The sequence below is a fragment of the Pseudomonas cremoricolorata DSM 17059 = NBRC 16634 genome (assembly GCF_000425745.1).
Classification (GTDB): Bacteria; Pseudomonadota; Gammaproteobacteria; order Pseudomonadales; family Pseudomonadaceae; genus Aquipseudomonas; species Aquipseudomonas cremoricolorata.
On the sequence record NZ_AUEA01000002.1, the window covers coordinates 434,792 to 455,803 of the forward strand.

Consider the following 21,012-nt stretch of genomic DNA (forward strand, 5'->3'; position numbering starts at 1 on the left):
CCTTATTGTCGAAGATCTACTCGCTTACGCTGCGGTCATCCGCTCCAGCCAGCCAATCAGCTTGATGGCCTCGTCTCGATCGCTGCCGCACACCTGCACCTCAGCCTTGAATCCCCCGCACACCGCCGGCCTTTGCGGCTGACCGAACAACTGGCAGAGGTTCTCCAGCGACAGGTGCAAACACCGCACACCCGCAGGCTTGCCCTCGGGCATGCCGGGAATGGCGGAACTGATGGAAGGGGCAATGCAGCAGGCGCCACAGCCCTCACGGCATTTCATCGAAACCTAAACTCCTGGAGTGGAAGGGGCACGCGCGCCCCCGGATAGTAACCGGGCAAACAGCCGTTTGAAATCGCCTGCCGCCGGTGACTGCCGAGTCAGTTCGGCGCTCTGACCTGCGGCAGCTGGATCACTGCTTGAATTCGAACTCGATGGCCGCGCCTTCCAGATCGCGGCGCGACTCATTGCGTAGCTGCAACTGCATTTCGTTGCTGATCAGGCGGCCGTTGAGCTGAAAATTGCTGTCGCTGCCGCCCGGGGTATCAGGGAACATCGCCGGCAGCAGCGCGGTGCGCGCTACGGGCGAGGAATCCACCTCGGGCTTGAGATCCTTGACCATGTCCTTGGGCAGGCTCAGGTCGAGCTTGGCAGCCGGCACCGGCTGTGTGACAGCCTTGCTGACCGGCTTTTTGGCCACCGGCTTGCGCGCGCTCTTGCTCTTCTGGGCCGGGGCATTGGTCTTGGCTGACGCTGCCGGCTTGGCCTTGGAGGTCGTCTTGGCCGGCGCAGGCTGCACGGCCGCACTGCCTTGGCCACTGGGCTGCGCAGCCTGCACCACGCCAGCCAGCGAAGCCAAAGAGGAAAGACCCACCAGCAAGGCAATGCAACGTAGCGTTTTCATGGTCACCCGCAGCACAATAGCAAAGTGCCTATGCTCTATCCTGGCGCGCGCGCTGGCAAGTCCAAGCTCTTTATGAAAAAGCCTAGGCCACCGCGCCGGTCGTCTCTTTACACAACTGCAAGGCCAGCAGCCCCAGGGTAATCAGCGCCCGCTCCGATTCCTTGTTCCACGGAATGCCGCAGTTGATACGAATACAGTGGTTGAACTGCTCGGTATTACTGAAGATCAACCCCGGCGCAATGCTTATGCCCTGCTCGAGCGCACGCACATGCAGCTCCTGGGTATTGACCCGTCCCGGCAAACTTACCCAGAGAATGAAGCCCCCGGTTGGCCGGGTCATTTGCGTGCCTTCCGGGAAATGCTGCTGCACCGCCAGCTGGTAGGCGCTGAGGTTCTTGCGGTACTCCTGGCGGATATAGCGCAGGTGGCGGTCATAGCCGCCGTTTTCCAGGTACGAGGCCACCGCCATCTGCGTGACGCTGCAGGCCGAGTGGGTGGTGAAGGTTTGCAGGCGCTGCACTTCATCCTGATAGCGCCCAGGAATCATCCAGCCTACCCGTACTCCGGGCGACAGGGTTTTGGAGAAGCTCGAACAGTAGATCACCCGGTCGAGACGGTCGAAGGCCTTGAGCGCCTTGCTGCGGCCCTGCTCGAACATCAGCTCACCGTAGATATCGTCCTCGACGATCTGGATGTCGAAGTCAGACGCCAGGCGCAGCAGCTGCTTCTGGCGCTCTTCGGGGATGGTGCCGCCCAGGGGGTTGCTCAGCCGCGCGGTCAGCACCAACGCCTTGATCGACCATTGGTTGGCCGCCAGTTGCAGCGCTTCCAGGCTGATGCCGGTGGACGGATCGCTGGGAATCTCGATGACCTTGAGCCCCAGCAGGTCGGCCAGTTGCAACAGCCCGTAGTAGGTCGGTGATTCGGCGGCGATCAGATCGCCCGGACGGGTCAGCACGCGCAAGGCCATCTGCAGGGCATCGACGCAACCATGGGTGACCACCACCTCGCGCGGGTCGACCAGCACGCCGGCGTCGCGCATGCGAATGGCGATCTGCCGGCGCAAGGGCTCGAAGCCTGGGCTGAACATGTAGCTGAAGGCGCGCGGGCTGTGGAAGCGGGTGACTTTCGCCAACTGCTGATGCAGCGCCCGCACCGGCAAATAGTCGACATTGGGCACCGCCGCGCCGAAGGCGTACACGCCATCGCGGCGGGCCTCGGCCAAGACCTGCTGGATGATGCTGGCGCGGGTCACCAGGCCCGGGCGCTCGACCCGGGCGATGTCGGGGGTCTGCGCGGTCAGCGCCGGGGTCTGGTGAACGTAGTAGCCCGACTGCGGACGCGCGCGAATCAGGCCCTGGTCTTCGAGATTGGCGTAGGCCTGCAACACCGTGGCGTGGCTGACATTGAGCTGGGCGCTCATCTTGCGCACCGAGGGCACGCGCTCGCCGGGCTGGTAGACGCCACGGCGGATGTCTTCGGCCAGTTGCTGGGCGATTTTCTGGTACAGCAGCAGGTTGGTCATGACGGGTTCTCGAAGCGCAGGTGTCGTTGTTCTTGTGTGACGAAAAGGCCTGGAAAGATTACCGGAACAGTTGCGAAGTGTACGGGAACAGATTGCAGATTACTCCCGCTTTATCGTCCATGTCATGAGCGGCCGCGGCCACCCCCACCACAGGTGCCAGCAACCGCTCTGGCGCAACCGTTCGTCGTGCGCAGGGGAAGATTAGTGCGCCAACCTTTTAAAGAAATCCGCTTGGTGCCGATAGCTGTTCTGACAGGTTTCGTTAATGCGCCCCGGCGCATGGCAACCTCCCCTTCCCATGGCTAGGTCTGGAAACATGAACCTGAAGTTTCGCCACAAGATTCTCCTCAGCGCCTGCGCAGTGGTCGTGCTCGCGTTTGCCCTGTTCACGCTCTACAACGACTACCTGCAACGCAGCACCATCACCCAGAACCTCGAGTCATCGATGCAGCAGTCTGGTGAGCTGACCGCCAGCAGCGTGCAGAACTGGATGAGCGGACGCATTCTGGTGCTGGAAAACCTGGCCCAGGACATCGCCCAGCAGAATGCTGGCGACACCCTGCCCGGCCTGGTCGACCAGCCCTCCTACACCAGCAACTTCCTGTTCACCTATTTCGGCCAGGCCAACGGTGTGTTCACCCAGCGTCCAGACGTGTCCATGCCGTCTGACTACGACCCGCGCAAGCGGCCGTGGTACAGCGCTGCGGCCAACGCCGGGCAGACCGTGCTGACACCGCCCTACATGGGCGCGGTCGGTGGCATGGTGGTGACCATCGCCACCCCGGTGAAAAGCCGCAGCAACGGCGAATTGCTCGGTGTGGTCGGTGGCGACCTGACCCTCGACACCCTGGTGGAAATCATCAACTCGGTCGACTTCGGCGGCATCGGCCACGCCTTCCTGGTCGACCGCGAAGGCCAGGTGATCGTCGCCCCGGACAAGACCCTGGTGATGAAGCAGCTCAAGGACATCTATGCCGGGCAGAACCTGGAACTGACCAGCCGCCTGCAGGATGTCAGCCTCGATGGCAATGAACGGCTGATGTCGTTCGCCCCGGTCAACGGCCTGCCTTCGGCGCAGTGGTACATCGGCCTGTCCATCGACAAGGACAAAGCCTACGCCGCGCTGAGCAAGTTCCGCACCTCGGCGATCATCGCCATGCTCGTCGCCGTGGCCGCCATCGCCGCCCTGCTGAGCCTGCTGATTCCGCTGCTGATGCGTCCGCTGACGGTCATGGGCCGCGCCATGCGTGACATCGCCGACGGCGAAGGTGACCTGACCAAGCGCCTTGAAGTGCAGCAGCAGGACGAATTCGGCGAAGTCGCCAACGCCTTCAACCGCTTCGTCGAGCGTATCCACACCTCGATCAGCGAAGTGGCCTCGGCCACCCGCCAGGTACATGATTTGTCCGAGCAGGTGGTCGGCGCCTCCAACGCCTCGATCACCGGCTCCGAAGAGCAGAGCATGCGCACCAACAGCGTCGCTGCGGCGATCAACCAGCTCGGCGCCGCCACCCAGGAAATCGCCCGCAACGCCGCCGATGCCTCGCAGCACGCAAGCGGCGCCAGCGAGCAGGCCAACGATGGCCGCAAGGTGGTCGACGATGCTATTGGCGCGATGACCAGCCTGTCGCAGAAGATCAGCGAATCGTGCCAGCAGATCGAAGTGCTCAACGCCAGCACCGACGAAATCGGCAAGATCCTCGACGTGATCAAGGGCATTTCCCAGCAGACCAACCTGCTCGCGCTGAACGCCGCCATCGAAGCCGCGCGCGCCGGGGAAGCCGGGCGTGGTTTCGCCGTGGTCGCCGACGAAGTGCGCAACCTGGCCCACCGCACCCAGGAATCGGCCGAAGAAATCCACCGCATGATCACCAGCCTGCAGGTCGGCTCGCGCGAGGCGGTGCACACCATGCACACCAGCCAGGTGTCCAGCGAGCAGACCGTGCAGGTCGCCAACCAGGCCGGTGAGCGGCTGGCCAGCGTGACCCAGCGCATCGGCGAAATCGACGGCATGAACCAGTCGGTGGCCACCGCCACCGAAGAGCAGACCGCCGTGGTCGAGAGCCTCAACCTGGACATCACCCAGATCAACGCCCTCAACCAGCAAGGGGTGGAAAACCTCAACGAAACCCTGCGCCATTGCGACGCGTTGAGCCAACAGGCCGGGCGTCTCAAGCAGCTGGTCGGCAGCTTCCGCATCTGACCGGCGACGGGGCTGGCACACCAGCCCCGCTTCACCGCCGGGCAAAGACCACAAAGAAAGTGGCTGTTATAAGCTCATAACCAACAAGTCTATTTAGCTATAAAAAAATCTATATGCTGGCTGCCATCCGATAACGGGCACAGCTGGACGATTGAGTAGCGTATGGATGTAGGTTCTTTCGGTTTCACCATTGCAGGACTGATCGTAGGTTTCATCGTCGGCATGACCGGCGTCGGCGGCGGCTCACTGATGACCCCGATCCTGCTCTGGTTCGGCATCAACCCCGCAACCGCAGTGGGCACCGACCTGCTCTATGCAGCCATCACCAAGGCCAGCGGCGTCTGGGTCCATGGCCGCAACAAGAACATCGACTGGAAGATCACCGGCTGGCTGAGCCTGGGCAGCGTGCCTGCCGCGGCACTGACGCTGTGGTTCCTCAGCACCCTGCACACCGACACCTCCGCGCTCAACGCCATCATCAAGCAAGGCCTGGCGGTGGTGCTGATCCTCACCGCGCTGGCGATCCTGTTCAAATCCCGTCTGCAAGCCTTCGCCAATCGTCATGCCGGCGATCACTACCACTTGAGCGACCGCACGCTGAACATCCTCACGGTGATCACCGGCGTGGTGCTTGGCATCATGGTCACCCTGACCTCGATCGGCGCAGGCGCGCTGGGCACGGTGGCGCTGTTCCTGCTCTACCCGTTCCTGGTCACCCGCCGTCTGGTCGGCACGGAAATCGCCCACGCCGTACCGCTGACCCTGGTTGCAGGTCTGGGTCATGCCAGCATGGGCAACATGGACTGGTCGCTGCTCGGTTACCTGCTGCTCGGCTCGCTGCCTGGCATCTACCTCGGCAGCCACCTCACCGGGCGCATTTCCGACGCGGTGCTGCGTCCGTGCCTGGCCGGCATGCTGCTGCTGATCGGCTGCAAGCTCGCCTTCTGATGCTGTCCCCCGCTACCCGGCCCTCGACTGCCGGGTAGCCGCTGCCTCCCCGCCTCCCCGATACAATCGAAAGATCAGTTGTACACACCTGCTCGCCTAATGTTTGCCAATACGCCGCCGACACAGTGACGATAGCAACGAGCCATCACCCGTGGCTCTTTCGCCCCACTGCACGGATGACGTGTCACGATGAAAATAAAAAGCAAACTGATCCTCGCCTTCGTCCTTGTCGCCCTGATTCCCGTGAGCCTGGTGGCGGTGATCTCGGTGCTGAACATTCGCAATCAGGCAGTCGAGCAATTCATCGACGGCAGCACCCGCGAGATTCGCCAGATCGACGGCAACATGCGCCAGTTCTTCGATGCCACGGCGCAGAACGTCGAGCAGATGGCCACCGACCCCGTGTACACCTCGGTCACCACGCTCAAGGACTACCGCAAGGCCGACGCCGCCAGCCAGGCGCTGCCCGCCGAGGCCCAGCGGGTCATCGAGCAGTTCGCCCGCTACGGCGCCAGCCACCCGGCGGCGGCGATCATCTCGATCGGCCTGGAAGATGGCACCTATGCCAAGTGGCCGGATGATCCGCAACTGGCCAGCTACGACCCACGCGCCCGGCCCTGGTACAAACAGGCCATGGCCAGCCCCGGCAAGACCGTGCGCACCCCGGCCTACTACTACGAGAAAGACGACGTCGCCCTGGTCGGCACCGCGCGCACCTTGCAGGACGCCAGCGGCGCGGCCAAGGGCGTATACGTGGTCAGTGTCTCGCTTAAGAACCTCAGCCAGCTGGTCAGCAGCATCAAGCTGGGCGACAGCGGCTACGTGATGCTGATCGAGGATGGCGTGGTGCTGGTCGACCCGCGCGACCCCAGCCATAACTTCAAGCCGCTCAAGAGCCTGGGCGAGCCCTACGCGCAACTGGCCGCCACCGAGCGAGGCTCGACCGAGGTCGACATCGACGGCGTGCGCTACATGGCCAACGTGTGGACCTCGCCGGGCCTGGGCTGGCGCTTCGTCGGCCTGATCGAGGCCAGCGAAGTGATGAGCGCGGCCACCCGCATGACCTGGCTGACGGTATTCATCGTCGGCGCCCTGGCGCTGTTGTTCGCCGTGCTGGCAGCGGCCTTCGCCCGGCTGATCGTGCGGCCCATCGGCCAGGTCAGCAGCGGCCTGCAATCGATTGCCGAGGGTGAAGGCGACCTGCGTCACGACCTGCACATTCAAGGCAAGGACGAAACCGCCGAACTGGCAGGCTGGTTCAACCAGTTCCTGGCCGCCATCCGCCAGTTGATTCAGCGCATCGGCGCAGCTTCGGACAACCTGCAGGACGCCTCGAGGCTCAACAGCGAAATGGCCGGCAACATGAACGATGCCGCCGGACGCCAACGCGAGGCCGTGGAGCTTGTATCCACCGCCTTCAACGAAATGGTCGCCACCGCCAACGAGGTAGCGCGCTCGTGCAGCAGCGCGGCCAATGCCGCAGAGAGCGGCCACCAGCGCGTGGCCGAGGGACAGCAGCAGATCGACGTCACCACCGACAGCGTCAACCGCCTGGGCGCACGGCTCAGCGAGTCGTCCCAGGCCATGCTCGAGCTGGAGGAAGGCAGCCGCAGCATCAACCAGATTCTCGGCACCATCCGCGCCATCGCCGAGCAGACCAACCTGCTTGCGCTGAACGCCGCCATCGAAGCTGCGCGTGCCGGCGACCAAGGCCGGGGCTTTGCCGTGGTCGCCGATGAGGTGCGCGCGCTGGCCAAGCGCACCTCTGATTCCACCACCGAAATCGACCAGCTGCTCAACACCCTGGCGAGCAAGACCCACGAGGTGTCGAGCAAGATGGACGGCTGCCTGGAGCTGTCACGCACCAGCGTCGCCTCGATCGAGCGCACCCGCGGCAGTTTCGAGGGCATTCAGCAATCGGTGAACGAGATCCGCGACCAGAACCTGCAGATTTCCGCTGCCGCCGAGCAACAGCACAGCGTGGCCGAAGAGATCAACCGACACATCCAGCAGATCTACGACGAAGCCCAGCAGGTCGAGCGCCTGGCCCATGGCGCGCAGAGCGATTCGGGCAAGCTCTCGCAACTGTCCAGCGAACTCGACACCCTGGTCGGGCGCTTCAAGTCCTGACCCCAGGCAGCACGAGGGCCGCATCTGCGGCCCTCGTGTCGTTCACCCTCCCTCCTTTCAGGCGCGGTGCAGTGCCCGCAGCACCAGTGGATCGAGGTCGTTGGCCGCCTCACCTTGGGCCTTCTCGCTCAACTGCTTGAGCATCGCCGGCGTCCAGAAGCTGCGCAGGTGCTGGTTCAGCCCCTGCACCGCCAGCTCGCGGTCAGGCTCGCTGTCGAAGTAGTGGGCGATGTGGTTGGCCATCTTGACCAGGTTGTCGTGCGTACTCATCGGCGTACCTCGGCTTTTTCCTTGCCTTGCTGTTGACGGCGATCCTTGAGCAGACGGCGCTGTTCATCGCTGAAGTCCTGATAGCGCTTCTGCCATTCGGAGGGGTGGAAGACTTTCGCCACCTCCACCGCCGTGACTTTGTATTCCGGGCAGTTGGTGGCCCAGTCGGAGTTGTCGGTGGTGATCACGTTGGCGCCCGACTCGGGGAAGTGGAAGGTGGTGTAGACCACCCCCGGTGCCACCCGCAGGCTGACCATCGCACGCAGCACGGTCTGCCCCGAGCGGCTGCCGATCCCCACCCAGTCACCGTCGTTGATGCCGCGGCTCTCGGCATCGCTTGGGTGGATTTCCAGGCGGTCTTCGGCGTGCCAGGCGTTGTTGCCGGTGCGCCGGGTCTGCGCGCCGACGTTGTACTGGCTGAGAATGCGCCCGGTGGTCAGCAGCAGCGGATAGCGGCTGTTGACCTTTTCATCGGTGGGCACGTAGCCGGTGAGCATGAAGCGACCCTTGCCGCGCACGAACTGCTCGATGTGCATGGTCGGGGTGCCGTCGGGCGCCGCCTCGTTGCAGGGCCACTGCAAGCTGCCGTGGCGCTCCAGCTCGGCGTAGCTGACGTTGTGGAAGCTCGGTGTCAGGCGGGCGATCTCATCCATGATTTCCGAGGGATGGCGGTAGTCCATCTTGTAGCCCAGGGCATTGGCCAGGGCCATGGTGCCTTCCCAGTCGGCCTTGCCGGCCATCGGGTCCATCACCTTGCGCACCCGCGAAATGCGCCGCTCGGCGTTGGTGAAGGTGCCGTCCTTCTCGAGGAACGAGCTGCCCGGCAGGAACACGTGGGCGAACTTGGCGGTTTCGTTGAGGAAGATGTCCTGGACGATCACGCACTCCATGGCCAGCAGCGCGGCCGTGACGTGCTGGGTATTGGGGTCGCTCTGGGCGATGTCCTCGCCCTGGCAGTACAGCGCCTTGAAGCTGCCATCGAGGGCCGCCTCGAACATGTTGGGAATGCGCAGGCCCGGATCAGGTTGCAGGGTCACGCCCCAGGCCTGTTCGAACTCGGCACGCACCGCCTCGTTGGAGATATGCCGGTAGCCTGGCAGCTCGTGGGGGAACGAGCCCATGTCGCACGAGCCCTGCACGTTGTTCTGACCACGCAGCGGGTTGACCCCGACCCCTTCACGGCCGATGTTGCCGGTGACCATGGCCAGGTTGGCGATGCCCATCACCGAGGTGCTGCCCTGGCTGTGCTCGGTCACGCCCAGGCCGTAGTAGATCGCCGCATTGCCACCGGTGGCGTACAGCCGGGCGGCGGCGCGGATCTGCTCGGCCGGCACACCGCAGGTCGGGCCGAGCACTTCCGGCGCATGCTCAGGCAGCGCAACGAACTCGCGCCAACGGTTGAAGGCCTCGGTTTCGCAGCGCTGGTCGACGAAGTCCTGACGCACCAGGCCTTCGGTGACGATGACGTGGGCCAGAGCATTGAGCATGGCCACGTTGGTGCCCGGACGCAGTTGCAGGTGCAACTCGGCGCGGGCGTGGGGCGAGTCGACCAGATCGATGCGCCGTGGGTCGATGACGATCAACCGCGCGCCCTGACGCAGGCGGCGCTTGAGCTGCGAGCCGAACACCGGGTGGGCGTCGGTGGGGTTGGCGCCGATCACCAGAATCACGTCGGCCTTCATCACCGAATCGAAGCTCTGGGTGCCGGCCGATTCGCCCAAGGTCTGCTTGAGGCCATAGCCGGTCGGCGAGTGGCAGACGCGGGCACAGGTGTCAACGTTGTTGTTGCCGAAGGCAGTGCGCACCAGTTTTTGCACCAGGTACGCTTCTTCGTTGGTGCAGCGGCTGGAAGTGATGCCGCCGATCGAATCACGCCCGTACTTGAGCTGGATGCGCCGCAGCTCGCTGGCGGCGTAGGTCACCGCTTCATCCCAGCTGACTTCCTGCCATGGGTCTTCCAGGCGCTTGCGGATCATCGGCTTGGTGATGCGGTCGGGGTGGGTGGCGTAGCCCCAGGCGAAACGGCCCTTGACGCAGGCATGGCCGTGGTTGGCGCCGCCGTTCTTGTCCGGGACCATGCGCACCAGTTGGTCGCCTTTAAGCTCGGCGCGGAACGAACAACCGACCCCGCAATAGGCGCAGGTAGTGATCACCGCACGCTCGGGCTGGCCCAGCTGCACCAGGCTTTTCTCGGTCAGGGTGGCGGTCGGGCAGGCCTGCACGCAGGCGCCGCAGGACACGCACTCGGAACTGAGGAAATCGTCGCCACCGGCAGGCGCGACGCGCGATTCGAAGCCGCGGCCACTGATGGTCAGGGCGAAGGTGCCCTGGATGTCTTCGCAGGCCCGCACACAGCGGCTACAGACGATGCACTTGCTCGGCTCGTAGTCGAAGTACGGGTTGGAAACGTCCTTGGCTTCGCTCAGGTGGTTCTCGCCCTCGTAGCCGTAACGCACCTCGCGCAGGCCGACCTGGCCAGCCACGGTCTGCAGTTCACAGTTGCCGTTGGCCGAACAGGTCAGGCAGTCCAATGGGTGGTCGGAGATGTACAGCTCCATGACGTTGCGGCGCAGGCCGGCCAGGCGGCTGGTTTGCGTACGCACCACCATGCCCTCGCTGACCGGCGTGGTGCACGAGGCTGGGTAGCCACGCATGCCGTCGATCTCGACCATGCACATGCGGCACGAGCCGAAGGCTTCCAGGCTGTCGGTGGCGCACAGCTTGGGGATGGTGGTGCCCATCAGCGCAGCTGCGCGCATCACCGAGGTGCCGGCCGGCACGCTGATGCTGCGACCATCGATGAGCAAGCTGACCTGCACGGCGCTTTCGCGCGCCGGGGTGCCCAGGTCGATATCACTGGCAGGATCGAAGTAGTTGATCATTGCGCGGCCTCCTGAGTGGCCAGACCGAAGTCAGCAGGGAAATGCTTGAGGGCGCTGGCGACCGGGTAGGCGGTCATGCCGCCCATGGCGCACAGCGAGCCGTACTGCATGGTGTCGCACAGATCGCGCAGCAGGTTGGCGTGGTCTTCACGCTCACCGGCATCGGTACTGGCGATGATGCGGTCGACCACCTCGATGCCGCGGGTCGAACCGATCCGGCACGGGGTGCACTTGCCGCAGGATTCCTCGGCGCAGAACTGCATGGCGAAGCGCGCCATGCCCGCCAGGTTGAGGGTGTGGTCGGCCACCACCACCCCGCCGTGACCCAGCATCGCGCCAATCGCGGCGAAGGCTTCGTAATCGAGTGGGGTGTCGAAGTGTTCCGGCGGCACCCAGGCGCCGAGCGGGCCGCCCACCTGCGCGGCCTTCAGCGGCCGGCCACTGGCGGTGCCGCCGCCATAGCCTTCCACCAGCTCGCGCAGGGTCAGGCCGAAGGCGCGCTCGACCAGCCCGCCCTGGCGCACGTTGCCGGCCAGCTGGAACGGCAAGGTGCCGAGCGAGCGGCCCATGCCGAAGTCGCGGTAGTACTGCGCGCCGCGGGCCATGATGATCGGCACCGAGGCCAGGGTAAGCACGTTGTGCACCAGGGTCGGCAGGCCGAACAGGCCCTCCAGCGCCGGCAGTGGCGGCTTGGCACGGACGATGCCGCGCTTGCCCTCCAGTGACTCCAGCAGAGCGGTTTCTTCGCCGCAGATGTAGGCACCGGCACCGACTCGCACCTCCAGGTCGAAGGCCACGCCACTGCCGGTGCTGTCCAGGTAGCCGGCTTCACGGGCGATGATGATCGCCTCGTTCAGCGCGGCGATGGCGTCCGGGTATTCCGAGCGCACATAGATGTAGCCCATGCTGGCGCCGACGGCCAGGCCGGCGATGAGCATGCCTTCGATCAGCAGGAACGGGTCGCCTTCCATCAGCATACGGTCGGCGAAGGTGCCGGAATCGCCCTCATCGGCGTTGCAGACGATGTACTTCTGCGTCGCCTGGGCTTCACGCACGGTGCGCCACTTGATGCCGGCCGGAAACGCCGCGCCGCCACGGCCACGCAGGCCGGAATCGAGCACCTCGGTGACCACCTGCTCGGTGGGCATCAATGCGGCCTTGGCCAGGCCCTCGAAGCCGCCGTTGGCGCGGTAATCGTCCAGCGAGGTGGGCCGGGTGATGCCGGCGCGGGCGAACAGCAGGCGCTGCTGGCTTTTCAGGTAGGGGATGTCTTCGACCAGGCCCAGGGCCTGGGGGTGCTGGCAATCAGCGCTGGCCAGGGCATCGAGCAGGCTGGCAGCGTCAGCGCTATCGATTGGGCCGAAGCCCAGTCGGCCTTGCTCGCTGTCGATTTCCACCAGTGGCTCGAGCCAGTACAGCCCGCGCGAGCTGGTGCGCTGGATGTCCAGCTTCACCTGGCGGCGTTCGGCTTCACCCAGCAGCGCCTCGACCAGATCGTCGGCGCCCACCGCACGGGCCAGGGAATCACAGGAAATGAACAGTTTCATGCCGTCACCTCCGTCATGCAGCCAGCGACCAGCTCGCGCAGACGCTCGGGAGTCAACCGCGCATGCAGCTTGCCGTCCAGTTCCAGCGCTGGCGAGCAGGCGCAGGCGCCCAGGCAGTACACCGGACGCAGGCTCAGCGCACCGTCGGCGGTGGTGCCGTGGTCATCCACCCCCAACTGCTCGCGCACCTGCGCGGCCAGCGCCTCGGCGCCGCGGCTGCGGCACGACTCGGCCTGGCACAGGCGCAGAGTGTGGCGTGCCGGGGGGGTGGTGCGGAAATCGTGATAGAAGCTGATCACCCCGCGCACCTCGGCCAGGCTCAGGTTAAGCGCATGGGCGATTTCCGGTACGGCGGTGTCGGGCACATAGCCCAGGCCATTCTGAATGGCATGCAGGATGGGCAGCAGCGCGCCAGGCTTGTGGCGTTCGTGCTCCAGGACTTGATGGATCAACGGCAGATGGTGCAGTTCATCAGGCATACAGCGGACCTCGGCAACCCAGGCGCGCCTACCTTGCAGTGGCACACACCTGGCGGTGTTCAGCTGCGGCGTACCGGCCCCGTCACGGTCACGTGGATCACGGTCGCCCTCCGTGCCAGCGGCCGGACATCTTGGCGCGCCCAGTCCGATGGCATCCTCAAAGCATGGCACCTTTCTCCGAAAACGGTTGTTCGGTGGCGACCAGAGGTGCACCGAAAGCGACCAGAGACACGTCACAAGGCTGAAAGTTTTGTAAGAAAAACCTTCATCGCGCTTTCCAGCAGCTTCGCGGCTCTTTTAGTAGCGGACGGTCCGCCGCTGCGGTTCAGCCGCGATGGCCGGCCCCGCCGGCCCACTGCAGGCTACCAACGCCCTTTGCCACGATCACACCACCATGACTTGCGCGAAACATGCGCCAACCTCAGGCACGCCGCACCCACGCGCCAACCGCAAAAGCGCTAGCTGCGAGCCTTCTCCAACCGCACATCGCCTTGCGCCAACTCTTCCACCACCTGCCACCCGAGGCGCCGGTACACCGCACAGGCGCGGCTGTCGGCGGCGGTCTCCAGCCAGATGCGCGCGTGAAGCTCGAACAACTGCTGCTCGGCCGCCGCGATCAGACGCCGGCCCAGGCCCTGGCCTTCATATTCGGGCAGCACGAAGGCGGCGAACAGGCAGGCTTCCTCGTCGTCGACCATGGAGAACCCCACCGCCACCCCCGCCACCTCAGCCACCCAGGCGCAAGGTCCGGCTTCGATGGCCTCGGCAATCGCGGCCGGGGTAATGCCCATTTCCTCCAACTCGGCCATGGACAGGTGGTTTTCCACCACCCCGGTACGGATGGCGAAAATAGCTGCAATGTCTTCAAGGCAGGCAAGGCGGATCAGCGCTTCCATGCAAGGTCTCGGCAAAGGACAGGAACCCGGCACCCTATCATCCGCCGCCGCAGCCGTCGCGGCACAGTCCAGAGCGCAAATCGTGGTACAGAGCCGAGGCATGCCATGACGTCCATCGCACCCGCCTCTGTACCTTTGAAAGGAGCGGCACCTGCGCGGCACCGCCCTCGAACAGGTCAGTCCGGCCCGCGCTTCAGAGCATGACTTCAGGCACTCTTGGCGGCCTCCAGCAATGCCTTGGCGGCTAGCTTGCCGAGGTTGTTGCCGGCCAACGGGCTGTCGCCGGTGAGCAGCTTGCGGTCCTGCACGGTGGCGCCGGAAATGTCCTGGTTGACGATCTCCACCCCCAGCGCTTGCAGGCGCTCGCCGAACTTCCAGGTCAGGTGCCCGGGCATGTAGCCGATGTCCGGGGTCTGCGCATCCATGACGTCGGGGAAGGCGCACAGCTTGTAGCCACTGAACGGGAAGCTGGCGCGGTCCTTGCCGATGCCGGCGGCGAGCAACGCAGCCGGGCCATGGCAGAGGGAAATGATGAACTTGTCGTGGGCCACGGCCCACTCCAGCACAGCCCTGACCGCTTCGCTTTGCGGCAGACCGATCAGCGCACCATGGCCGCCTGGGATGAACACGCCGATGTAGTCGGAGTCGTCGCCCAGCGCCTCGGCCACCACCTCGGCCAGTTTGCGCGGCTGGGCGAACTGCGGTCGGTACTGCTCGAAGAAGCCTTTGACCTCGGCGTCTTCACTGGGCATGGCCCAGTATTCGAACTTCACCGGATTGCCCGATACCGTCGCCACGTCGAGGGCGAAACCGGCCTTGTCGAGGTGGTACATCGGCAGCAAGGTTTCCACCGGGTGGTTGCCGGTGGAGAACAGCGTGCCGTTGTCGGTGGGCAGGTAACGCTCATCAGCGCCGATCACCAGCACCTTCCAGCGACCGCCGGTGTAGGGCGCGGGGTAGTCGGCGCCGCCGAGGTCGGATGTGGGCGAGGTGAACTGACTGAGCGAATACGGCGAAGGGAAAAAGGCGTTGTGCTCTGCGGTATCGGGGGTTGGGCGTTTGTCGTCGCTGCGTGAAGTGCTCATGGGGATCTCCAGTGCGAGGGGTCGGTGCCGGGTTTGGGCGCCACGGCGCAATCGACCGCAGCAAGATGCTTTGGACCGACACACGACGATACGCGTTCCCGCCCGCGCGTTTCAGCGCACTCGCCACAACTGATCCATGCGCGTGGTGTACGCCTGGCTCATCAGCTCGCGGCGCATCGCCCACTCGGCCACCTGGGGCACGCTGGCGCTGCGCAGTGCTTCGCGGCCATAGCGCGCGTTGATCTGGTCGAGCACCGCCATCAGTTGCTCGCTTCTGGCCGACTGCGAAGGCGCGAACAGATCGCTGCTGAACTGCCCGGCCGGACACAAATCGAGCAGCAGCACCTCCGCCTTGCTGTAGCGATAGCCCGGGCGGTAGAGCCGGGCCAGCGCCTCGGTCGCGGCACGGGTGAGCAGCAGGGTGTCGTTGGTCGGGTACGGCAACTCGACCAACGCGGCCTGGGCATGGTGCTGTTCATGGGGGTTGAAAATGCCGGTGCGGATGCTCACCCGCAGGCGCTTGCACCACGAACCCTGGGCGCGCAGTTTCTGCGCCGCGCGGCCGGTGTAGCTGGCCACCGCCTCACGGATCGGCGCCAGTTGTTCAAGGCGCACGCCGAACATGCGGCTGCAGCAGATTTCCTGCTTCGGCGCGTCGGCGTCGTCCAGTTCCAGGCACGACAGGCCGGCCAGTTCACGCGCGGTCTTCTCGACCACCACGCTGAACTGCTGGCGCAGCAGGCGCGGCTCGGCCACGGACAGGTCCTTGGCCGTGTGGATGCCGAGCAGGCGCAGGTGCCGGGTGAGGCGCTTGCCGACGCCCCATACGTCTTCCACCGGTGTCTTGCGCAGGGCCCACTCGCGCTTGAGCGGGTCTGCGAGATTGACCACCCCGCCGGTGCGCTCCTGATATTGCTTGGCGACATGGTTGGCCAGCTTGGCCAGGGTCTTGGTGCTGGCGATGCCGACCCCGACCGGAATGCCGGTGCAACGCAGTACCTTGCTGCGGATATCCCGACCCAACTCGACCAGATCGCCCGGCACGCCAGTGAGCTCGGCGAAGCACTCATCGATGGAGTACACCTCGCAGGCCGGCACCATCGACTCGATCAGGGTCATCACCCGCTCGCTGATGTCACCGTACAGCCCATAGTTCGAGGAAAACGCCACGATGCCGTGACGCTCGAGACGCTCACGGGCCTGGAAGTACGGCTCGCCCATCTTCACGTAGGGCTTGGCATCGTAGGAGCGGGCGATGATGCAGCCGTCGTTGTTGCTCAGCACCACGATCGGCGTGTTGGCAAGGTCGGGGCGAAACACCCGCTCGCAGCTGGCATAGAACGAATTGCAGTCGATCAGCGCGAACACGCGTTCACTGGGCATGGTCGCGCACGCTGTAGCGCACCACACCCCAGATCACCAGGTCATCGCCCTCGCCCACCCGGCGCGGCACGAACGCCGGGTTTTCCGAGTGCAGGCTGAGCTCGTCGGCGCACTGGTGCAGGCGTTTGCACATCGGTTCGCCGTTGATCGCGGCGATGACGATATCGCCATGCTTCGCCTGCTTGTCGCGGTCGACGATCAGCAGGTCGCCGGAATGGATACCCGCCCCGCGCATGCTGTCGCCGTCGACCTTGACCAAATACACGTGCGGCGCGCGCAGGCTGAACAGTTCATCGAGCGAGATGGGCCGGTCGAGGTGGTCGGCGGCCGGCGAGGGAAAGCCGGCAGGAATGTGAAAGGCATAGACGGGCATGCGCAGGCGGCCGCCCGTCGGCAGGCCGATGAAGGTGATGGTCATGACGCGGATTCCAGCAGAAACTGTATATGCGTACAGTTAACTGCGCGCACCGCTGCGCCGTCAATCCCGCCGCGCCGCCAGCCGACCAACGCACGAGGTGATGCATGTGTGGCCGCTACTCGCTGTACGAAAGCATGGACTTCTACCTGCGCCAGCTGGCGCTGGATCTGGTGGTGATCAACGGCTATGACGATGCGCAGATCAACCGCTACAACGTCGCTCCGCGCAGCCGCGTCGAGGTGATCCGCCAGGTGCCTGGCGGGCTGAGCGTCGATCGCCTGCGCTGGGGCTGGGCGCCGGCCTGGGCCACCGGCAAGGGTCCGCTGCCGATCAACGCCCGCGCCGAAACGGTGAGCAGCGCGCGTTTCTTCCAGGCCCTATGGCCGCACGGCCGGGCACTGGCGCCGGCCAATGGCTGGTTCGAGTGGGTGGCCGGCGGCGCCGGCAGCCCGCGCAAGCAGCCGTATTACATCCACGGCGCCCAGCATGAACCGCTGTTCTTCGCCGCGCTGGCAGAGCCGCCGGGCACAGCTACGGGCGATCAACGTGACGGCTTCGTCATCCTCACCGCCGCCGCCGACCAAGGGCTGCTGGACATCCACGACCGCAAACCGCTGGTGCTCAGCCCTGCCCTGGCGCGGGAATGGCTCGACCCCGGCACCTCGGCGCAGAGGGCCGAGGCCATCGCCCGCGACGGCTGCCGCGTGGCAGCGGATTTTCGCTGGCACGCCGTGAATGCGGCGGTGGGCAATGTGCGCAATGACGGTGAAACGCTGATCGAACCGCTGGCACTGGCGTAAACCGGCCGCTCTCAAGCGTGTGCGATCAATGCAGGACCTGGGTTCAGCGTTGTACGGCCCCCAACTGCCGCGCCAACTCCTGCTTGAGGGCGAAGTGTTCGTCCACGCTCACCACCTTGCGCGCGCTGCCGTCAGGTGAGCCTTCGCGGGTCCACAGGAACGGGAAGAACGTCACGCACTGATCGGCGCGCATGGCGCGCACGTCGGTCTGCCACGAGGCCCAGCGCAACCCTTCGTAGAACAGCTGAGACTGCTCGCTCAGCGCCCAACCGAGAAAATCCGTATAGCCGATCTCCAGCGCTTCCCAGTTCAGGTCGTCGGGCGACCAGTAGTACAGCGCGCCAGTATCGGCGCCCAGACCACCGCCGTTGAGGGCGAAGAAACCACCGCCAGCGTCGTCGGCGATCAGCAGGTAGCCGCGGCTCGGATCGGTATTGCAGCTCTTGAGGTTGCGCGGCAGACGCTCATGTCCGCTGCCGAGGATGCGCAGCCAGCCGTGATCTACAAGGATGCCGCCGGTTTCGAAGGCCACGGCGCCCAGCAACGAGCGGGTAGTGACATTCAGGTGCAGCAGTACCTGGGCAGCATCGCTCGCCGGTGGCAGCAGCTCGCAAGGTCGTTCGGCATCATCGATCAGGGCCTGCAAAACGGGCAGGCCAGGGTCTTTAGTGTCGATCAGGCTGTGCAGCGTGTTCATGGGCGGTCTCACAATAGCAGGCGTGAATCAATGGCATGGGCCAGTGGACTGGCTGAAGACACCAGAGTTCGGCCGAGCGCTCAGCGATATTGACCGCCCTGTGCTTTGTGGTGGCACGAGCACGAGCCGGAAACGACTCGCCTCAGTTCTGCACACTCTGCACCGACCCGCCATCGACGCGCAGGTTGCTGCCGTTGATGAACGAGGCGCGCTCGGAGACCAGCAGCGCGATGGCCGCGGCGACTTCTTCGGGTTGGCCGCGGCGCTTCTGCACGATGCCTGGACGTTCTTCTTCGAGGAAACTCTGAATCGCTTCCTCGATGCTCACGCCCTGCTCTTCGGCGCGCTTTTTCATCATGCCGTCGGTCATGCCGGTTTCGATGAAGGCTGGTGCCACGGTGTTGCACAGCACGCCGTAGGCCGCTTCCTTGTACGAAAGGTTCTTGATGAACGCGGCCAGCGCGGCCTTGGCGACGTTGTATACCGCCTCTTCCCAGTAGGGCTGCACGGCGTTTTCCGAGGTGATGCACACCAGCCGGCCCCAGCCGCGCTTGCGCATGGCTGGCAGCGTGGCGCGGGCCACGCGCACGGCGCTGAAGAAGTCGGTTTCCCAAGCTTCTTGATAGTCGGCATCGGCCAGCTCCAGCGGGTCGCCCTTGGCGCCGGTGACGCCTGCGGTGTGCACGACGATGTCGACCTTGCCAAAGCGCAGTTCGGCCTGGCGCACCAGGTCATCGACTTGTGCCTGATCGGTCATGTCAGCGGCGACCAGCAGCGGATTGCCGCCCAGTTCTTTCGCCGATTCCTCCAGTTTGTGCTGATCCATGTCGGTCAGCACCAGCTTCACCCCTTCCTCGGCCAGCAGACGCGCGGTGGCCAGGCCAATCCCGCCCGAAGCGCCGCTGATCAATGCCACACGGTTGTTCAAGCCTAAGTCCATCAACGTTCTCCTTCAGGGATAGTCACAGCGATACGGTCAGCGAAATCGAGCATCACCTCGGCCAGGGCCTGGGGTGTCTGCAGCGGCATCAGGTGCCCGGCAGCGGGCAGGGTCAGCAAGGTGCCGTTAGGGAATGGCGCAAGGGTGGTGCGGCGTTGTTCGTCGGCAGCCGGCACCTGAGCGTCGTCGGCGCCGCACACCAGCAGTACCGGGTACGCCAGCGTGCCGATGCGCGCCTGCCAGTCTTCCCGGCTGCCGTGGTCGACCCAGGCGCGCCAGGCCTCAAGATTGACGGCCTGGGCATCGGCAATGGCCACTTCGCGCAACGGCTCGGGCAGGCGGTGGAAGCTCGAATCGTCGACGAAGGCTTCGGCTTCTGCACGCGTGGCGCCGTACTCGCGCTGCTGGTCACGGTCCTGCTCGCTCATCGGCTGCGGCCCGGGCGGCGACGGTGCCACCAGCACCAGGCCATGCAGGTACTCTGGGCGACGCGCGGCCAGCACCACAGCGACCTTGCCAGTCATGGAATGGCCGACCAGGATGCAGCGCTTGAGGTTGAGTTCGCCAATGGTGCGGTCGATGTGATCGGCCATTTCTCTGACCGAATAGCCCGGCACATCGTGGGCATCGCCAAAACCCGGCGTGTTCAGGGCCACGCAGTGGTGCGTGCGGTCGAGGAAAGGAACGGTCGGCCCCCAGGTGCGGTGCGAACCGCCGAGGAAGTGCATCAGCACGAAGGTGATCGGCCCTTGGCCTTGTTCGCTGTGTGGGAGCATCGCCTGCCTGTCTCGTGGGATTTCTCAGTTGAGCAGGCGAGCAAATCGGGAGTTCATTAATTCGCTGAGGACGCGCACGTGACCGCCCCCAGCGATGGTCAGGCGCCTTGCTGCGGGGCGAGCAGCGCCCTCACCGAGTCGAGAAAACTGGATCGCTCAGGCTCTTTGGTGTTGGGGCTGCGACCCTGCGTTGAACATTCGCTTCGTTCAGGTCTCGCCGCGCAGCAGCTGGGCAACGCGCTGCCAGCCGCCGATCTCGGCCAATTGCGCCGGGGTATGCCCGGCAGCGGTTCGCGCCGATGCGTCGGCGCCATGCAGCAGCAATTGGCGCAGCACCGGGTAGTTGCCCGCCAGGGCTTCACGGTGCAGCAGCAGCCAACCCGCGTCATCGGCGTCGGTGAGCATTTGCGGGAACTGGCGCAGGCCTTCCTCGACCTTCTCTTGCATGTTCAGCGCCATAGGGTGGTCGCCCGCTTCCAGGGCTTGCAGCGTCTGCCGATCAGCGGCGCTGTCCAGGTCCCGGCCCAACGCTTGCGCAGGGCTGGCGGGCACCAGCTGGACAACGCCCGGCGCGCCGAACTCAAGGCCCCAGGCGGCGTCGTGCTCCGCCCGTTCAGCGTCGGCCATGTCGCTGCGCATGGCATCGATGGTGAAGCCGCCGTAGACCTGATCCTGGCTGACGTACAGCCAGTCATCCAGCTGCCCGAACGGCAGCGTCACCCGCTCGGACTGGCTGACGCCGCGTACCCACTGCGGCTCGTTGAGCAGCACACCGCTGATCGACACACCGTCGAAGTCGACGTCGTTGAGCCACATGTTTTCCACACTGGGTGCGCGCGGATCATCGCTGTCGACCAGAAACGCCATCTTCACTGCGGCCACTTCCAGCGCCGGCACGATTCGCCGCGCTTCCCACGACAGCTCGCGCCAGAAGAACTTGAACGTCGCCTGGGCGTTGGCGGCGGCGGTCTGCATGGCCAGGCTGTCGCCTTCGGCAGAGAAGATCGGCTGGTCGGACATAGAGCGCTTCCTTGATCGTGATGGGCTGGTGTGTATAGCCCTGTTTGAGTGCACTCCGGTGGAAAGTTCACGATCCACCTGCACCTGGACCCTCGGCACGCGGCGGCACATC

General features: G+C 65.0%; 19 protein-coding genes and 2 pseudogenes. 6 read left to right on the top strand and 15 right to left on the bottom strand.

Annotated features, from left to right (window positions below; translation table 11 throughout):
• Positions 1 to 24: 24 nt before the first annotated feature.
• The 3 genes from H618_RS0104310 to H618_RS0104320 all read right to left on the bottom strand — a co-directional run bounded on the left by H618_RS0104310 (position 25) and on the right by H618_RS0104320 (position 2,426).
• The gene (locus H618_RS0104310) at positions 25 to 279 is read right to left on the bottom strand and encodes a YkgJ family cysteine cluster protein (RefSeq protein ID WP_028693899.1); all 255 of its coding nucleotides are present in this window, start codon (positions 277 to 279) and stop codon (positions 25 to 27) included.
• A 130-nt stretch (positions 280 to 409) separates the two neighbouring features.
• Complete coding sequence (locus H618_RS0104315) at positions 410 to 901, bottom strand: hypothetical protein (RefSeq protein ID WP_028693900.1); 492 nt, start codon at positions 899 to 901, stop codon at positions 410 to 412.
• An 82-nt stretch (positions 902 to 983) separates the two neighbouring features.
• Positions 984 to 2,426: an aminotransferase-like domain-containing protein gene (locus tag H618_RS0104320; protein WP_028693901.1), complete on the bottom strand. Its 1,443-nt coding sequence runs from the start codon at positions 2,424 to 2,426 to the stop codon at positions 984 to 986.
• Between the two features lie 316 nt (positions 2,427 to 2,742).
• On the opposite strand from H618_RS0104320, the pseudogene H618_RS23370 reads away from it, so the two are divergent.
• From H618_RS23370 to H618_RS23385, 5 genes and pseudogenes are all read left to right on the top strand, one after another.
• Positions 2,743 to 3,771, top strand: a pseudogene (locus tag H618_RS23370) (HAMP domain-containing protein); the annotation flags it as partial.
• Between the two features lie 117 nt (positions 3,772 to 3,888).
• Complete coding sequence (locus H618_RS23375) at positions 3,889 to 4,629, top strand: methyl-accepting chemotaxis protein (protein WP_425414164.1); 741 nt, start codon at positions 3,889 to 3,891, stop codon at positions 4,627 to 4,629.
• Positions 4,630 to 4,791: 162 nt separating this feature from the next.
• Positions 4,792 to 5,577, top strand: coding sequence for a sulfite exporter TauE/SafE family protein (locus H618_RS0104330; protein WP_028693903.1), 786 nt, complete (start codon positions 4,792 to 4,794; stop codon positions 5,575 to 5,577).
• Positions 5,578 to 5,766: 189 nt separating this feature from the next.
• Positions 5,767 to 6,852 (top strand): annotated as a pseudogene (locus H618_RS23380) (HAMP domain-containing protein); the annotation flags it as partial.
• Positions 6,853 to 6,939: 87 nt separating this feature from the next.
• Positions 6,940 to 7,707 carry a methyl-accepting chemotaxis protein gene (locus H618_RS23385; protein ID WP_425414165.1) on the top strand — a complete coding sequence of 256 codons (768 nt, stop codon included), beginning with the start codon at positions 6,940 to 6,942 and terminating at the stop codon, positions 7,705 to 7,707.
• Between the two features lie 57 nt (positions 7,708 to 7,764).
• Here H618_RS23385 and H618_RS0104340 read toward each other — a convergent pair whose 3' ends face one another.
• From H618_RS0104340 to H618_RS0104375, 8 genes are all read right to left on the bottom strand, one after another.
• Positions 7,765 to 7,977, bottom strand: coding sequence for a formate dehydrogenase subunit delta (locus H618_RS0104340; RefSeq protein WP_033727464.1), 213 nt, complete (start codon positions 7,975 to 7,977; stop codon positions 7,765 to 7,767).
• Positions 7,974 to 10,859: a formate dehydrogenase subunit alpha gene (gene fdhF, locus H618_RS0104345; protein ID WP_028693906.1), complete on the bottom strand. Its 2,886-nt coding sequence runs from the start codon at positions 10,857 to 10,859 to the stop codon at positions 7,974 to 7,976. Before fdhF ends, H618_RS0104340 begins: the two co-directional genes overlap by 4 nt.
• The gene (locus H618_RS0104350; protein WP_033727465.1) at positions 10,856 to 12,406 is read right to left on the bottom strand and encodes a formate dehydrogenase beta subunit; all 1,551 of its coding nucleotides are present in this window, start codon (positions 12,404 to 12,406) and stop codon (positions 10,856 to 10,858) included. The genes fdhF and H618_RS0104350 overlap by 4 nt, the downstream gene beginning before the upstream one ends.
• Positions 12,403 to 12,885, bottom strand: a complete 483-nt coding sequence (locus H618_RS0104355; protein ID WP_028693908.1) for a formate dehydrogenase subunit gamma — start codon at positions 12,883 to 12,885, stop codon at positions 12,403 to 12,405. The genes H618_RS0104350 and H618_RS0104355 overlap by 4 nt, the downstream gene beginning before the upstream one ends.
• A 458-nt stretch (positions 12,886 to 13,343) precedes the next feature.
• Entirely contained in the window at positions 13,344 to 13,781 is a 438-nt protein-coding gene (locus H618_RS0104360) for a GNAT family N-acetyltransferase (RefSeq protein WP_028693909.1), read from the bottom strand.
• A gap of 206 nt (positions 13,782 to 13,987) precedes the next feature.
• Complete coding sequence (hchA, locus tag H618_RS0104365) at positions 13,988 to 14,866, bottom strand: glyoxalase III HchA (RefSeq protein ID WP_028693910.1); 879 nt, start codon at positions 14,864 to 14,866, stop codon at positions 13,988 to 13,990.
• Between the two features lie 111 nt (positions 14,867 to 14,977).
• Positions 14,978 to 16,249, bottom strand: coding sequence for a translesion error-prone DNA polymerase V subunit UmuC (gene umuC, locus H618_RS0104370; RefSeq protein WP_028693911.1), 1,272 nt, complete (start codon positions 16,247 to 16,249; stop codon positions 14,978 to 14,980).
• Positions 16,239 to 16,667 carry a LexA family protein gene (locus H618_RS0104375; RefSeq protein WP_028693912.1) on the bottom strand — a complete coding sequence of 143 codons (429 nt, stop codon included), beginning with the start codon at positions 16,665 to 16,667 and terminating at the stop codon, positions 16,239 to 16,241. Before H618_RS0104375 ends, umuC begins: the two co-directional genes overlap by 11 nt.
• Before the next feature lie 104 nt (positions 16,668 to 16,771).
• On the opposite strand from H618_RS0104375, the gene H618_RS0104380 reads away from it, so the two are divergent.
• Positions 16,772 to 17,467 carry an SOS response-associated peptidase family protein gene (locus H618_RS0104380; protein WP_028693913.1) on the top strand — a complete coding sequence of 232 codons (696 nt, stop codon included), beginning with the start codon at positions 16,772 to 16,774 and terminating at the stop codon, positions 17,465 to 17,467.
• Between the two features lie 43 nt (positions 17,468 to 17,510).
• Here H618_RS0104380 and H618_RS0104385 read toward each other — a convergent pair whose 3' ends face one another.
• The 4 genes from H618_RS0104385 to H618_RS0104400 all read right to left on the bottom strand — a co-directional run bounded on the left by H618_RS0104385 (position 17,511) and on the right by H618_RS0104400 (position 20,900).
• Positions 17,511 to 18,164, bottom strand: a complete 654-nt coding sequence (locus H618_RS0104385) for a DUF2625 family protein (RefSeq protein WP_028693914.1) — start codon at positions 18,162 to 18,164, stop codon at positions 17,511 to 17,513.
• A gap of 142 nt (positions 18,165 to 18,306) precedes the next feature.
• A complete protein-coding gene (locus H618_RS0104390; RefSeq protein WP_028693915.1) occupies positions 18,307 to 19,104 on the bottom strand; it encodes an SDR family NAD(P)-dependent oxidoreductase in 798 nt (265 codons plus the stop codon).
• Complete coding sequence (locus tag H618_RS0104395; RefSeq protein ID WP_028693916.1) at positions 19,104 to 19,880, bottom strand: alpha/beta fold hydrolase; 777 nt, start codon at positions 19,878 to 19,880, stop codon at positions 19,104 to 19,106. Before H618_RS0104395 ends, H618_RS0104390 begins: the two co-directional genes overlap by 1 nt.
• A 207-nt stretch (positions 19,881 to 20,087) precedes the next feature.
• Positions 20,088 to 20,900, bottom strand: coding sequence for a DUF2314 domain-containing protein (locus tag H618_RS0104400; RefSeq protein WP_028693917.1), 813 nt, complete (start codon positions 20,898 to 20,900; stop codon positions 20,088 to 20,090).
• Positions 20,901 to 21,012 lie beyond the last annotated feature (112 nt).